This window comes from Cupriavidus sp. DF5525 (assembly GCF_040149425.2).
GTDB lineage: Bacteria > Pseudomonadota > Gammaproteobacteria > Burkholderiales > Burkholderiaceae > Cupriavidus > Cupriavidus pickettii_A.
The window spans coordinates 2,813,554-2,825,275 of record NZ_CP168265.1 but is presented as its reverse complement, the minus strand read 5'-3'; the positions used below and the strand labels follow the sequence as shown (position 1 = coordinate 2,825,275).

Annotated in this window: 21 protein-coding genes and 1 pseudogene; 11 read left to right on the top strand and 11 right to left on the bottom strand. The window is 64.1% G+C overall.

Annotated features, from left to right (window positions below; all coding sequences use genetic code 11):
- Window position 1 precedes the first annotated feature (1 nt).
- From ABNX08_RS13190 to ABNX08_RS13160, 7 genes are all read left to right on the top strand, one after another.
- Complete coding sequence (locus ABNX08_RS13190; protein WP_349609160.1) at window positions 2–172, top strand: hypothetical protein; 171 nt, start codon at window positions 2–4, stop codon at window positions 170–172.
- A gap of 3 nt (window positions 173–175) precedes the next feature.
- Entirely contained in the window at window positions 176–1,348 is a 1,173-nt protein-coding gene (locus ABNX08_RS13185) for a hypothetical protein (protein WP_349609162.1), read from the top strand.
- 10 nt (window positions 1,349–1,358) lie between these two features.
- Window positions 1,359–2,168 (top strand): hypothetical protein, encoded by an 810-nt coding sequence (locus ABNX08_RS13180; RefSeq protein ID WP_349609164.1) that lies wholly within the window; start codon window positions 1,359–1,361, stop codon window positions 2,166–2,168.
- Between the two features lie 48 nt (window positions 2,169–2,216).
- A complete protein-coding gene (locus ABNX08_RS13175) occupies window positions 2,217–2,468 on the top strand; it encodes a hypothetical protein (protein WP_349609166.1) in 252 nt (83 codons plus the stop codon).
- The gene (locus tag ABNX08_RS13170) at window positions 2,465–2,929 is read left to right on the top strand and encodes a lysozyme (RefSeq protein WP_349609168.1); all 465 of its coding nucleotides are present in this window, start codon (window positions 2,465–2,467) and stop codon (window positions 2,927–2,929) included. The genes ABNX08_RS13175 and ABNX08_RS13170 overlap by 4 nt, the downstream gene beginning before the upstream one ends.
- A complete protein-coding gene (locus ABNX08_RS13165; RefSeq protein WP_349609170.1) occupies window positions 2,926–3,282 on the top strand; it encodes a hypothetical protein in 357 nt (118 codons plus the stop codon). The genes ABNX08_RS13170 and ABNX08_RS13165 overlap by 4 nt, the downstream gene beginning before the upstream one ends.
- Window positions 3,283–3,402: 120 nt before the next feature.
- Window positions 3,403–3,627 (top strand): hypothetical protein, encoded by a 225-nt coding sequence (locus ABNX08_RS13160; RefSeq protein WP_349609172.1) that lies wholly within the window; start codon window positions 3,403–3,405, stop codon window positions 3,625–3,627.
- Here ABNX08_RS13160 and ABNX08_RS13155 read toward each other — a convergent pair whose 3' ends face one another.
- From ABNX08_RS13155 to ABNX08_RS13125, 7 genes are all read right to left on the bottom strand, one after another.
- Window positions 3,628–3,825 carry a lipoprotein gene (locus tag ABNX08_RS13155; protein ID WP_349609174.1) on the bottom strand — a complete coding sequence of 66 codons (198 nt, stop codon included), beginning with the start codon at window positions 3,823–3,825 and terminating at the stop codon, window positions 3,628–3,630. It abuts the gene before it with no gap.
- 8 nt (window positions 3,826–3,833) lie between these two features.
- A complete protein-coding gene (locus ABNX08_RS13150) occupies window positions 3,834–4,154 on the bottom strand; it encodes a hypothetical protein (protein WP_349609176.1) in 321 nt (106 codons plus the stop codon).
- Between the two features lie 58 nt (window positions 4,155–4,212).
- On the bottom strand, window positions 4,213–4,854 hold the full coding sequence (locus ABNX08_RS13145) for a hypothetical protein (RefSeq protein WP_349609178.1): 642 nt from the start codon (window positions 4,852–4,854) through the stop codon (window positions 4,213–4,215).
- A 4-nt stretch (window positions 4,855–4,858) separates the two neighbouring features.
- Complete coding sequence (locus ABNX08_RS13140; protein WP_349609180.1) at window positions 4,859–5,080, bottom strand: DUF2188 domain-containing protein; 222 nt, start codon at window positions 5,078–5,080, stop codon at window positions 4,859–4,861.
- A 55-nt stretch (window positions 5,081–5,135) separates the two neighbouring features.
- A complete protein-coding gene (locus ABNX08_RS13135) occupies window positions 5,136–5,501 on the bottom strand; it encodes a hypothetical protein (RefSeq protein ID WP_349609182.1) in 366 nt (121 codons plus the stop codon).
- A 952-nt stretch (window positions 5,502–6,453) separates the two neighbouring features.
- The gene (locus ABNX08_RS13130; protein WP_349609184.1) at window positions 6,454–6,621 is read right to left on the bottom strand and encodes a hypothetical protein; all 168 of its coding nucleotides are present in this window, start codon (window positions 6,619–6,621) and stop codon (window positions 6,454–6,456) included.
- 40 nt (window positions 6,622–6,661) lie between these two features.
- Window positions 6,662–6,787, bottom strand: coding sequence for a hypothetical protein (locus ABNX08_RS13125; protein ID WP_022535691.1), 126 nt, complete (start codon window positions 6,785–6,787; stop codon window positions 6,662–6,664).
- A gap of 333 nt (window positions 6,788–7,120) precedes the next feature.
- Here ABNX08_RS13125 and ABNX08_RS13120 point away from each other — a divergent pair, with 333 nt between their 5' ends.
- Window positions 7,121–7,447, top strand: coding sequence for a hypothetical protein (locus tag ABNX08_RS13120; RefSeq protein ID WP_349609186.1), 327 nt, complete (start codon window positions 7,121–7,123; stop codon window positions 7,445–7,447).
- A gap of 225 nt (window positions 7,448–7,672) precedes the next feature.
- Here the strand turns inward: ABNX08_RS13120 and ABNX08_RS13115 are convergent, their stop codons facing one another.
- Together ABNX08_RS13115 and ABNX08_RS13110 are read right to left on the bottom strand one after the other, a co-directional pair.
- Complete coding sequence (locus ABNX08_RS13115) at window positions 7,673–7,900, bottom strand: hypothetical protein (RefSeq protein ID WP_022535688.1); 228 nt, start codon at window positions 7,898–7,900, stop codon at window positions 7,673–7,675.
- Window positions 7,901–8,101: 201 nt separating this feature from the next.
- Window positions 8,102–8,294 (bottom strand): annotated as a pseudogene (locus tag ABNX08_RS13110) (DUF2188 domain-containing protein).
- 212 nt (window positions 8,295–8,506) lie between these two features.
- On the opposite strand from ABNX08_RS13110, the gene ABNX08_RS13105 reads away from it, so the two are divergent.
- Entirely contained in the window at window positions 8,507–8,857 is a 351-nt protein-coding gene (locus tag ABNX08_RS13105; RefSeq protein WP_374063606.1) for a hypothetical protein, read from the top strand.
- Window positions 8,858–8,926: 69 nt separating this feature from the next.
- Here the strand turns inward: ABNX08_RS13105 and ABNX08_RS13100 are convergent, their stop codons facing one another.
- Together ABNX08_RS13100 and lexA are read right to left on the bottom strand one after the other, a co-directional pair.
- Window positions 8,927–9,097, bottom strand: coding sequence for a hypothetical protein (locus tag ABNX08_RS13100; RefSeq protein ID WP_022535686.1), 171 nt, complete (start codon window positions 9,095–9,097; stop codon window positions 8,927–8,929).
- A 117-nt stretch (window positions 9,098–9,214) separates the two neighbouring features.
- A complete protein-coding gene (gene lexA / locus ABNX08_RS13095; RefSeq protein ID WP_022535685.1) occupies window positions 9,215–9,871 on the bottom strand; it encodes a transcriptional repressor LexA in 657 nt (218 codons plus the stop codon).
- A gap of 287 nt (window positions 9,872–10,158) precedes the next feature.
- Between lexA and ABNX08_RS13090 the strand changes: the two genes are divergently transcribed.
- Window positions 10,159–11,151 carry an asparaginase gene (locus tag ABNX08_RS13090; protein ID WP_022535684.1) on the top strand — a complete coding sequence of 331 codons (993 nt, stop codon included), beginning with the start codon at window positions 10,159–10,161 and terminating at the stop codon, window positions 11,149–11,151.
- 134 nt (window positions 11,152–11,285) lie between these two features.
- Window positions 11,286–11,660: a 30S ribosomal protein S6 gene (gene rpsF, locus ABNX08_RS13085; protein ID WP_022535683.1), complete on the top strand. Its 375-nt coding sequence runs from the start codon at window positions 11,286–11,288 to the stop codon at window positions 11,658–11,660.
- Window positions 11,661–11,722: the final 62 nt, after the last annotated feature.

The following is an 11,722-nucleotide window of genomic DNA, read 5'->3' as shown; positions in this document are numbered from 1 at the left end:
TATGGCGCTCACTACCTTTGGCAACCAGACATCGGGCGGCACTGGCGTCCAGATGCCTCCCGGCAACAACAAGGCCGTCTGCCGGTTTCAAGACAGCAACGCAACCTCAGTGGCCTGGCTGGGCATCCTCGAGAGTGGGGCGGCCAACGTGCCCTACCAGTCGGGGGTGTAAGGCATGGGCGCCAAGATCAACTTCGGCCAGCAGGTTACAGGGGGCTTGCTGGCCCAGCTCCCCCCGGCCAATAACAAGGCCGTCTGCCGCTACCAGAACACCACCGGCCAGACCGTGATGGTCGACAAGGTCTGGGTCAACTGGGGCTCGGCCATGGCCAGCAACCACTTCAAGGCGGTGATCTACAGCGATGTCGGAGCCGTCCCCAGTGCGCTGTTGCGCAGCTCGCCGGAGAGCACCGGGCACACCACCGGATGGCATCTGTTCACGATCTCGCCGGCTTTGGAGGTGGCAGCCGGGGCGTATGTGTGGGCCGGTGTCATTGCCGATGCCACCGACCTGACCGGACTGTGCTTCGCTGCCGGGGCGATCTATTACAACTCGGACACCTACTCCGATGGCCCCAGTGCCACCTTTGGCACCCCGACTATTGCCTCCGGCTACACCTACCCCATCGTGCTGGAAGGCGATGACGGACAGCTGCGCTTTGGGCGTTCCTCGGTGGATGCGGGTTCTGGCACCTACCAGACCGACCGGGAGCACGGGGAGAAGTTCGTGCTGGGGGGGGCGGACACGGTCTTGGTGGAATCGATTTCGACCTATATCAAGACCACCTCGGCCACCGTGAAGTGCAAGGCGGCCATCTTTGCCGACAATGCTGGTACACCGGGAACTAAGGTCGCCCAGACGGTCGAGATCACTGGCACCACCGCCAACTCATGGGTAACGCTGGCCTTCTCCAGTCCGGTGTCCGTGGCTCCTGGCACTTACTGGCTTTGCTTCATTGCCAGTGAGAACCTGTCCACGCCGACTGTCCCGTTCAACACCAACCTGATGGCGGATGGTCTGGAGACAGAAGCTTCAGCTTGGACCAGCCCATCTACGCTCCGGGATGTCATTGGGGGGCAAGGCATTGACATTTATGCCACCTATACAGCGGTCGCGCCTGGGGAAACGCCGATCGCCGGTAGTGCGCCTGCAAGCTTGTCCGGTATCGCAAATCTGGCGCTAGGTACTCAGCTCACTGGCGAGGCTCCAGCTTCGATTGAAGGCATTGCAGACCTCGATGCCGGTACACCTTTAGCAGCAGTCGGGCGTATCGATGCCACGCCGCGCGCCCGTTTGGCAGGGGCAGGAGTCACCCCGGGCGTCGGCAACTTTTTCCTGCTTTTCTGAGGATTGACACATGAGCCTTTCCAACTATACCGAAGCCGCAATTCTCAACCACTTGCTGCGCGCCACCAGCTGGACCAAGCCGATCGCGCTCTATGTCGCGCTCTTCACAGGGGATCCAGGCGAAGCGGGGAGCATGGCGCAGGAGGTGACCGGCGGCAGCTACGCCCGCGTTGCCCGCGGCCCGGGGGATGCCTCGTGGGCGCTGCCAGTCAGCGGGGACAAGACTTTTACCAATGCCGCAGCGGTCACGTTCCCAGCGCCGACAGCGGCATGGGGCACCGTCACGCACTTCGGTATCTGTGACGCCTCGACCGGCGGCAACGTGCTTGCCTCTGGCGCACTCGACACCGCGACCGTTATCGGCAGCGGTGCACCGGCTCCGAGCTTTGCTGCGGGCGACCTTCGCATCGTCTTTTCGGGGCACCTCTCCGACGCGCTCATTTCGGCGATCGGCACGCACATGCTGCGCACGGGCAGCTGGACGGCGCCCTCGGCAATCTACGCGGGGTTGCTCACCAGTGTGGCCGGGGCCGGCGCAGGTGCGGAGATCTCGGCTGGTGACTATGCCCGCAAGGCAGTTGGCCCCAGCACGGGAGCCTGGGCGGCGCCTCACGCGGACAACGGCTGCAGCAACGCGGCCCAACTCCTTTGGCCGAGCCCTGCTGTCAACTGGATCGATGCCGAGAAGGTCGTGCTCTTCGACGCTTTGACTGCAGGCAATGCTCTGCTGACGATCCCGCTCGCTGCGAACCGCTTGCTCCCGGCCGGTGCGCTGCCACCGAACTTCCCGCCGGGAGCGCTGCAGGTCATCGCCACCTAATTTCAGTGAGGTACCGCCGGAGGGCGGATTTTGGACGGGGTCAACACCATGAACGAAGAAAACTTTCAGGCGTTGGTAGCAAGGGTCAACACGATCGAGTCGGAGCTGAAGCTCAACACCGAGGCCACTGCCCGAGTCGAGGCGAACACCGCGGACATTGTCGAGGCTTTCCAGGCTGCCGCCGGGGCATTCAAGGCGCTGAACTGGATTGGCAGGATCGCGCGCCCGGTGGGCTACGTGGCCGCAGCTGTCTCGGGCATCGTGGCTGCGTGGTCGGGGGTCAAAGGACTCTGGAAATGAACCCGAGCCTGCGCAACCGTCTAGTGGTGGCTGGTATTGCGGCAGCGGTTCCGCTGGTAGCGGGGTTTGAGGGGCTGCGGCAGAAAGCCTATCTCGACCCAGTCGGAATCCCCACAGCATGCTTCGGCACAACGGCCGGCGTCCGGATGGGGCAGACCTACAGCCTCGAGCAATGCGAGAACCTGCTCGCTGCCGAGCTGCTGCAAGCGACCGGTGCCGTCAGTCGGTGCGTCACCGTGCCGCTCAACTCCAACCAGCGCACCGCCTTCACCAGCTTCGTCTACAACGTCGGCCCGCAGAACTTCTGCGGCTCGACGCTGGTGCGCAAGTTGAACGCGGGCGACTATGCCGGCGCGTGCAATGAGCTGCCGCGGTGGACGTATGCGAAAGGAGTGGAGCTGCCCGGGCTGATCAAGCGGCGTGCCGCTGAGCGGCAGCTCTGCCTCTCGGGGGTGTCATGAGCGCCCGTCTGATCGCGGCAGTTGTCGCCGCCCTGGCCGTGTTGGCAGGCCTGGCATGGGTCTACCAGCACGGCAGGACGGTCGGTGTGGCGGCCTGCCAAGCCGAGCGGCGCGACGAGCTTGACGCCTGGCGGGTGAATGCCGAGGCGGCGGCGGAACTCTATGAGGCAGAGCGCGCCAAGAAGGCGCCTCAGTACCGCACCGTGACCGTGACGAAGGAGAGGGTGATCCATGCGAACCCTGACTATGCTGCTTGCCGCCTTGACTCTGACGGGCTGCGCCTGCTTCGGGACAACGCCGCCATCGCAAATACCGGCCAGCCTGCGCCAGCGCCCGGAGCCGGTGCTCAGTGAGCCGGCCGGCCCCACGATGGGCGATCTGCTGACCTTCACCCTCGACTTGCAGCGCCAGGCGGGGGCGTTCCGGGATCAGATCAACGGGTTGATCGATGCCACCACGCCGGGGAAATGAACATGCGCCGATATCTCTGGAACATATTGATCGCGCTCGACCAGTTCGGCAACGCGCTGGCCGCTGGTAGTCCCGATGAGACAATCAGCAGCCGCGCCGGCAAGGCGCAGGCCGCCGGCCGGCGCTGGGGTTGCATCCTCTGCCGCATGCTGGATTGGTTCGAGCGCGACCACTGCGCCCGCTCCATCGAGGCGGACGAGGGCGAAGACGCTGCGCTCGCCGACTGATTACTGCTGCTGCCAGCCCATCTTCGCGTAGGCCTGCGAGCAGTTGGTGATCTCGTACTGCGCAATGATCGGGAAAATGCCCGGCGTCGTCGCATTGCACTGCGCAACCTGGCCGGTGGCTGGATCGCGGAAGACGGTAGGCGTTGCGCACCCGGCGAGCGTGGCGGCCAGGATGAAGGTGGCGAGAATTTTACGCATTCTGGCCCTTATCGCTGGACGCTGGCGGTGGCGCCGGGGCAGTTCAGCGCCTCGGCGGTGACAGTGGCGCCCTCGGCCCAGTCCATGGTATTCGCCACGACGTAGATACCGTTGCCGCCGCGCCTGGCGACTTCGTTGATCGCCTTGTTCATTGCGCTGCCGGGCTTGTTTGGCCCCATGCGCTGCTCGGTCGTGATGACGCCCAGCGACGTGCAACGCTCCTTCTGGTTGGCTGTCATGATGCTGACCCGCTCCGCAGCCGGATCAATGGCTGTGGCGCAGCCGGCGAGACCGCTCGCCAGGACGGCGGCGGCAAAAATCTTGTGCATGTGGACCCCTGTTGACGGCGGGCTGTGGCCGCCAGCGCTGGCCGTGAGCATACCCGATTCAGGCAGGCGGGAGAGGGGCGCGCGTGAACTTGCCCGGGCGGTGGTAGCCCGGCACCTTGATCTTTCGCCAATCGTCGGACGCGCCGCCGCGGTACAAGCTGCCGGCGCGCTTGGCGACGATGCCCTCCATGCCGAGGGCCCGCACATGCTGGTAGAGCCCTTCGCCGTCGTCCACGGCGCTTACGTACAGCAGACCCACGGTCACGCCGGCCAGCAGCTTCTGCAGCGCCGCCTTGCGTTTCTCGATGGGCCAGTCGCGGATGTCCCGGCCGCGCAGGACTAGGAGGTCAAAGGCGGCCAGGGCCACCGGCCGCGCACCGCGATACCAGCGCCTGCGCAAGGCCCGCGCATGGAAGGCGTTGAAGTCAGGGCGGCCGATATCATCGAACACCACGCCCTCGGCGTCGAGCACGCAGCCGGCGGGCAGCGCCGCCAGGGAATCGTGCAGTTCAGGGAACCAGCTGGTGGCCTCGCCGCCTTCGCGCAGACGTAGCGCCGGGTCACCCGTGCGCGCCAGCAGGCGATATCCGTCGTATTTCAGTTCGTAGAGCCAGTCGTCACCGTGCGGCATCACGCCGCGCTTGGCCAGCATCAGGGGGAAGCTGGCCAGGTTCAGGTGCGCGGCCTCGCGCGGCGGCATGGCGTCAGCCCTTCACATCGCGCGTGTCGTGGCCGAAGCTGTTGCGTTGGCGGATCTGTCCATCGCGGCCGTGGATCAGCAGCTCGACCTTCATCTGCTTTGCTCTCTCGGTACCTGCGGCAACGGCTGCTTCCTGGGTCTCGAACGTTTCCTTGCCATGGCCGCCTTCAACCTCAACGGCCCAGCCGTCACCGGCGGGTACAACGTGGATGTTCTGTCCAGGCATGGCTTGTCTCCTGAAGTTATGGAGCCAGTCTCCGCGCGCCGCACGGGCGCCGGTATCAGTCGCCGTCCGACAGCGTGCCAGTACGAGGTAGCGTTCGGTGCACCTTCTCAACCACCCGTCGATGCTTGTCCTGGGCCTCATTCCAGGTCGCGGAGTGGTAGGTGTGATCTAGGCCATTGCCCTTGAGGATGGTCCAGAACGTCGGCGGCTTGTCATCGTGCATGCTGGCCCAGCACGAGAAATAGGTTCGAACGACGACGCCATACTCCGGCAGCTCGTCGCGAAGTGCGTACTGCTTGCCGACGCTGACCTCCCAGTCGACCTTGACACCGAAGTCGAAGACACGAACGGGGTTGCCGCTGTCGTCGAGGATATAGATCCGGTCCCAGTTCTCGGGGATGGAGTAGTCAGATTTGGCCATGGATACACTGTACGGATATACAGCATTGGTATCAACTTTCTTTGGAACTTGGCAAAATGGCCCTAGTTATGGTGCGGGTGGCAGGGTATGCTGATTTCCAAAGAAACGAGCTAGGCCATTGATTTCAATGGAGATTGAACAAGGATTGTGATTCCTGTCGTCGTGGGTTCGAGTCCCATCAGCCACCCCAAAATTCTCTTTCGCATCAATAACTTATGCAGTGTGGGTAAGTTCTCGATGCGAACATCCCAACGAAAGCGGAAATCTTCCAGCGGCGCCCACGGCGCCGTTTTCGTTTTCTACTCCGTCGCAGCAGCCCGTTTCACCTCTCTCCTGTTGTAGTGGCGGTGCGTCGTCGCCGGGTTTGCGTGCGCCGCAAAGTCGCACGCATCAGCCGCGCCGCTCCAGCTTTGCCGTGATCGCTGCAGGGCGGATTAGTCCGGCCGCTGCCATACACAGCATGACCGGGCAAAGCGGAAAGCCCTGGACATTCAAGCCGGGCAGACCGTCGCCGGCTCCGTTGCCGACATTTCAAGAAAGAGGTCGATCCCACGCACTTCCAGGACCAGTCGAAGGAAGGCAAGTCCGTGCGCGCCGGCATGTACGCGAATCTGTGTCCATGGCGGCGAAGTAGCCGTGGACGGGACGCCATCTTGCCAAAGAACGTTCTTTCGTCATACTAGGATTCCTCGGAACGATGGGAGGGCGCCATGTCGAGCCATGCCTGGGTCGAAGAGGGGGAGTACTACTGCCACTGCACGGTCTGGAAGTCGAAATCTGGAGCCTGGGAGGCATCCGTATTGTTCGAGCGCAGAATCGATCACGCAAACGAGTTTGTCCCAGGCTTGCGACACAAGATCAAAGCCACGTTCAATAGCGAGGAAGAGGCGATGACCGAAGCAATTGCTTACGCAAAGGCTTGCGTCGAGAACACTAAGACTGGCTTGTAGCCTCATGCGGCTACTCCAAATCGTTTCGATTCCTTCGCCGACCAGCTCGCCATCTCAGGCACGTTGGCGCTTACCAGTGCTGCCGCCATCGGCGGGCTGACGCTGTTGGCGCACATGCGAACCTGGGCGTGCTGCGGCAGGCGGTAAGCCTTCATCTTGCCGATGCGCATCAGTGCCTCGCGTACGAACGCAAGCGTGGGATCGGCGGGGTCAATGATCGATGTCGACGTGCCGGCCGAGAGCGAGTTCAATGCCGCAGCTGGCACCGCAGCCACCGGCGAAGTTATCGACGATGTTTTCGGGTGCGATGTCGAGCAGAAACTGGTCGCGGATCATGCCGCGACCTCGCGCAGTGGGACACGATTTCTTACAACAGGGGGAGGTGCCCGTCGGTATCCTTGCGGCAAATTAGCTAACTGCAAACGCAGGTCACCATGAAACCCCTTCTTGTGCTCACCGTGGCCACGGCAGCACTTCTCACCGGCTGCGCCGTCGCTCCCTACGATGACGGCTACTATCACCGCGGTCACTCGCGCCCCATTTACGGCGGCGGTTACTCCGATTGGGACGGCGGCAGGTACTACGGCGGCAACCGAAAGTGGGGCGGTGACTGGGATCGAGGTTGGGACCGGGACGAGAAGCGAAACAGGAGCCGTGATTGGAGCGACCGTGACAACCGCAGCTGGAACCGTGGTGGAGATCAAGGCGAAAACCGCGGCGAGAAGCGTGGGTGGAATCGCGGCGATGAGCGAGCGGAGAATCGCGGCCGGGACCGACGAGGCGATCATGGCGAGGGCCGGGGCAATGGCCGGGGCAATGGCCGTGGCGGTGACCGCGGTGATGACCGTGGTGATGACCGTGGGCGGAATCGTGATGCCGATGGTGGCAACGGTCGCGGCAGAGACAAGGATTGATGCGTCAGCCCTGAGTTTGCAGCGCTACGAGAATGATTTGGTCCGATGCCAGTCAGACCTTCAATGGAGTTTGCGTCAGTGAGAGAATTCCTCTACCTGCCGCTTCATCCAGCGGTAGTTGGAATAGGCGCCGAAGGCGACTGCGCCGAAGAAGGCGAGCGCCATGACGACCAGGTAGATCTGGCGCGGCATGTCCGTAGGGCTCCCGGCCCAGCACAGGCAGACCAGTTGACAGATCGGAGAGTGAGGTGAGGCGCCGCGCATCTGGGCAACGCAGCATGCACTCACCCTGGTCAAGCTACAAAACTTAGTCCAAGAACTCGACGGCTCCATTGCCTGCGGCCGCGATGCGGACCAGGCTGTCGGTGCCGTGAATCGAGGCTCCTACGACTGTGACACGCGATCTCTTTGCGCCTGCGGCGGCAGCAATTCTGATCAGGTCGTCGAGTGTATGGACGGTAGCGTCAACGCGAAACCCACCCCCGGCCGTAGCTATGCGGATCAAGTCGTCAACGGCGCGCGACGAAATGTTCATGTCTTCTCCTTCATTTTGCCTGTAGGGGGATGCTGCCACGTTAGAAGCCGCTGCACCAATGGACTGTACTGAAATGCAGGTTGACGTGACTGTCGGGCGACGGGAAATCGTTTTCTCCAAAACGGCGCCGCGCAAGGGCGCCCGTTTTGCTTCGTCGCGCGAATATTTCGCAGGTATTGCCTTGGCTCTCTGCGAGCCTGGTCAGCCCCGGATATTGCGCGGATCGTTCCCGAAGGAATTCCTTTCCCGAATCTGCCCGTCGCGTCCATGAATGAACAGTTCGACGCGATCCTGCCATGCTTTCTCGGTCCCTGCAGCGATGGCTTCTTCCTGCGACGGCTACTGCCCAGCCCTGGTCGCCGGCGGGTATGACGTGGATATTGCGGGATGCCACGGTCGGTCTCTTTTGGGGTGGATGCCGACAGTCTGGCGCGGGCGCCGCGCGTCGAGGTATCGGTCGATGTCCGGCAATGTGTGGCGCTTGCGTCAGGGCGGCGCGCAGGCCGTCCGCAGCCCGCGCGAAATCCGTGTGCCTCCTGTACCATACCCGCCTTGCATTCCCAAGGGGTTGGTATGTCTGTTCGAGCGAAGGTGATCGGCTGCAGCGTGGCGATCGCGGCAATGATGGCCGGGTGCGCCAGCGGCACGTCCGAAAAGGATATTCGCGCGCGCCCTCCGATGCGCTTGTTCACGCCCGCGCAGATGGGCGATGTGGCGAAATGCCTGCGCAATAACCTCGGCGATGAGGCCACGGTCGTTAGCTATCCGGCGAAGAGCCAGACTGAGATCCGGATTGGCCAGGTAAACGCCACCGGCCAGTTCGAGTACGCCTACCTGATTTCACTGACGGCCAAGCCCGATGGAACGGCGCTGGAACTGCGCAAGAGCGACACATGGTTCCCGCAGCTGACGCCGCAGGAGCTGGAAACCGAAACCAAGGCCTGCGCACGCAGCTAAGCAGCAGCCAAGGTGCAACGACATGCATGGCGGCCGCCAGCGCCGGCATGTGCCGGCGCGCGTTGTCGATCAGGCAACGAGCTTGTCGGAGGTTTCGAGTTCCAGCATCCGGCAGATGGCGGCCATGCTGCCGACCATGGTGCGGCGCTGCGCGCCCTGGTAGACGCGCACGCCCTTGCACTGGCGGAACGGCACGGGCTTGACCGGACGGCGGATGGCGGCGTGGTGGATTTGCGGCATGGCTGCACCTCTTTTTCAGGCAAAAGCGGGGTCAACACCCGGCGAGCCGGGCGGCGTCTGCAAAAAACAATGGAAGCGGGGGCGGGCCCGCGCAGGCCTGTGGCCCGCGGTGCCCGGCTAGAAGCCGGAAGAGCGGATCAGGCCGACTGCAATGCCTTCCAGCGAGAACTCCTCGCGGCCGGGCTCCACGATGATGTTGGCGAAGTCCGGGTTCTCTGCAATCAGTTCGATATGGCCGCCGCGCCGTTGCAGGCGCTTGACCGTCACGTCGTCACCGAGGCGCGCCACCACGATCTTGCCGTTGGGGGCTTCGCTGGCGCGGCGCACGGCGAGCAGGTCGCCGTCAAGGATGCCGGCGTCGCGCATGCTCAGGCCACGTACGCGCAGCAGGTAATCGGGGCGTTCGTCAAATACCGAGGCGTCGACCTGGTACTGGCGGTCGATATGTTCCGCGGCGAGGATGGGGCTGCCGGCTGCGACGCGGCCCACCAGCGGCAGCGTCAGCTGCATCACGCCGGGGATCGGCAGCGAGAACTGGTCCGGCATCTCCGAATCGCTGCGCGACACCTTCAGGCGGATGCCGCGCGAGGCGCCCGGCGTCAGTTCAATCACGCCCTTGCGGGCCAGCGCGCGCAGGTGTTCTTCTGCCGCGTTGGGGGATGAGAAGCCGAACTCGGCGGCAATCTCGGCGCGGGTGGGCGGGAAGCCGGTACGGCGGATCGTGTTGCGGATCAGATCGAAAATCTGCTGCTGCCGGGGTGTCAGGGTCGCCATGGGATCGCCGTTCCGTGCAGGGCCGCGCAGGAAGATCCAGGAGCATGGGATTCCGTCGGGATCGAAGGGATCGAGACAATCGGAAATCCTGCATCCGGCGGGCCGGGCACTGTATGTTTAAACAGTATGCTGTGATTTTATACAGTATCGGCCTGAGCGCAAGCAGAATTTTTCGGGGCTGTCGCATGGATAGGCATGCCGGTGGACCGCTCAGGCCGCGGCCCTCGGCAAGTCCGCCGTTACAATCGGCTATTCGCATCCCTCCTGTATTGAATTCCTGAGCCCCCATGACCCAACTGCCTCGCATTGTCGTCCTGGCCACCGGCGGCACCATTGCCGGCGCGTCCGGCAATCCCGCCAGCAGCGCGCGCTACCAGGCGGCGACCGTGCCCGTGTCCTCGCTGCTGGGCGCGCTGCCGGCGCTGCAGTCCGTCGCCCGTATCGAGGCGGAGCAGGTGGCGCAGGTCGATAGCAAGGACATGACCTTCGCCCTGTGGGGCATGCTGGCCGCGCGGCTGGAGCACTGGTCGGCGCAAGCCGATGTCGCCGGCATCGTCATCACACACGGGACCGACACGCTGGAAGAAACCGCGATGGCGTTGCACCTGACGCAGGCGTGCCCGGTGCCCGTGGTGATGACGGCGGCGATGCGCCCGTCGACCTCGCTGTCCGCCGACGGTCCGCTGAACCTGCTGGACGCGGTCCGCGTAGCCACGCACCCCGATGCGCGCGGCAAGGGCGTGCTGGTGGTGCTGAACCAGCAGATCCACGCGGCACGCGACGTGGCCAAGACCCACACCTCGGCTATTGATGCCTTTGTTTCCGCCAGTGGGCCGCTGGGCTTCGTGCAGGACGACTATGTGCGCTTCGCCCGCGCGCCGCGCGCTGCCTGGGCGATTGGCCCGATGCCGGAGGCCTGGCCGACGGTGGAGATCGTGGCGAGCTACGCGCAGCCGGGGAGGGTAGCCGTGGATGCGCTGGTGCAGGCCGGTGTCGACGGACTAGTGGTGGCTGCGGCCGGCAACGGCTCTGTGCATGAAGGGCTCGCGGCCGCGCTGGCCGATGCCGCCGACGCCGGCGTGGCGGTCGTGCGCAGCTCGCGCACCATGGCGGGTCATGTGTCGATCCCGCCGCAACCCAGTCCGGCGGATGGCGTATTCGTCTCCGCGGCCGACCTCAACCCGTACAAGGCGCGGGTGCTGCTGGTGGTGGCGCTGGCGGCGGATCCCGGCCTCGCGCGCGACCCGGCGCGCCTGCAGGCGGTCTTCGCCCGGGCCTGAGCCAGTGCGACCCCGGGGCTCCAACAGGCAGGCGGCTTGCACGCTCGGCCGCTTCCGGGCTATACTTTAAGGCTATTCAACCTTGCCACACCGGACTCGTGACGCCCGGGTGGCTAATCCCAAAAGGAGCGTCAATGCGTCATTACGAAATCGTCTTCATCGTCCACCCGGACCAGAGCGAACAAGTGCCGGCCATGATCGAGCGCTACAAGCAGCTCGTCACCTCGCAGAGCGGCAACGTTCACCGCGTGGAAGACTGGGGCCGTCGCCAGATGGCCTACATGATCCAGAAGCTGGCCAAGGCTCACTACGTTTGCCTGAACATCGAATGCGGCAAGGAAACCCTGGCTGAACTGGAACACGCGTTCAAGTTCAACGACGCCGTCCTGCGCCACCTGATCGTGCAGACCAAGAAGGCCGAGACCGCTCCTTCGCCGATGATGAAGGAAGTGCAGCGCGAAGAAGCCCGCAAGGCCGCGCAAACGACCACCGAAGGCCAGCCCGCCTGAGTGCGGACTGCGGTGCGTGCCACGGCTGACAGCGTCGGCCACGGCGGCACCGATGGCAAACA